Annotated in this window: 1 protein-coding gene; it reads left to right on the forward strand. The window is 58.5% G+C overall.

What is annotated here, in order from left to right:
* Window positions 1-350: 350 nt before the first annotated feature.
* Window positions 351-620: a hypothetical protein gene (locus ACK4TH_RS12355; RefSeq protein WP_409626877.1), complete on the forward strand. Its 270-nt coding sequence runs from the start codon at window positions 351-353 to the stop codon at window positions 618-620.
* Window positions 621-894: the final 274 nt, after the last annotated feature.

Genomic DNA, 894 nt, shown 5'->3' on the forward strand with positions numbered 1-894 from the left:
GCATCACCCCAAAACAGCGGCTGGCCATGGCCGCATAGCTCTACTTCTCGGAGCGCTGGATTTCGGGGGGATTACCCCAGCAGCAAGACCGTGCGCAGCGCAGTACACGCTCGCAGCGTGATGGAGCAGCCCTGATGGCGGTCATCAAGCGGTTGCGGCGCGCCCATTTCGGTGTTTACCTCAGCTGAAAGCTGCGGCGCACGCTTTTGCGCAAGGGCGGCAGGTAGCCGACTTCCCCTGCGTCTGCATTTGGTAAGGGCTTATCGACGTGGCCAGGCCGTCGATGTCTCCGTTTGCTGTGTCGCAGGCTGGTGCTCAGAGTCGCGCTTGACGGTGGGCCTTCGTGCTCGATGTGCCACAGCAGGCCCTTCGCACCCGTCCTCACCGCCAATGCCGAGGTCAACACTGAGCGGCAGTGCGAGTTCGAGCCTCTGCAGTCCCTGGCGGTGCTCACGACCGAGCGCGTGCGCGATGTCTTGCGCCGCGATATCTTGACCCACATCGGTGCGGCCAGCATATTCGGTTTGGCCGTGGCCCTGCCGGCCAAGCTCACCCACAGCACCTATCCCTTGTCATCAAAGATGATCACCCAAGCCATGCGCTTCGACCGTGCCGTGTAGGCGCCTTTGGCCGATCATCACGAATCATGAAGATCTGCGGGCTTGCTTTTCAGAGGCCTGATTCTCTTCAATCCGAAACAGGTCAACGGGCCCGTTTTTTACGATACCCTGCGCTACATACCACACCCGCTACCAGAGCATCTCAAGTGCCAAAGGTGTCAGACGCATGCAGGACACATTGACACACGGTAGGTCCTTATATAGTCGCCCCTGAAATATTCATAACCGCATGATTTTTCTTGTGTTATTGTCTGTTTGCGAGTACAATTTCCCC

The organism is Tepidimonas sp. (genome assembly GCF_046292505.1).
Lineage (GTDB): Bacteria > Pseudomonadota > Gammaproteobacteria > Burkholderiales > Burkholderiaceae_C > Tepidimonas.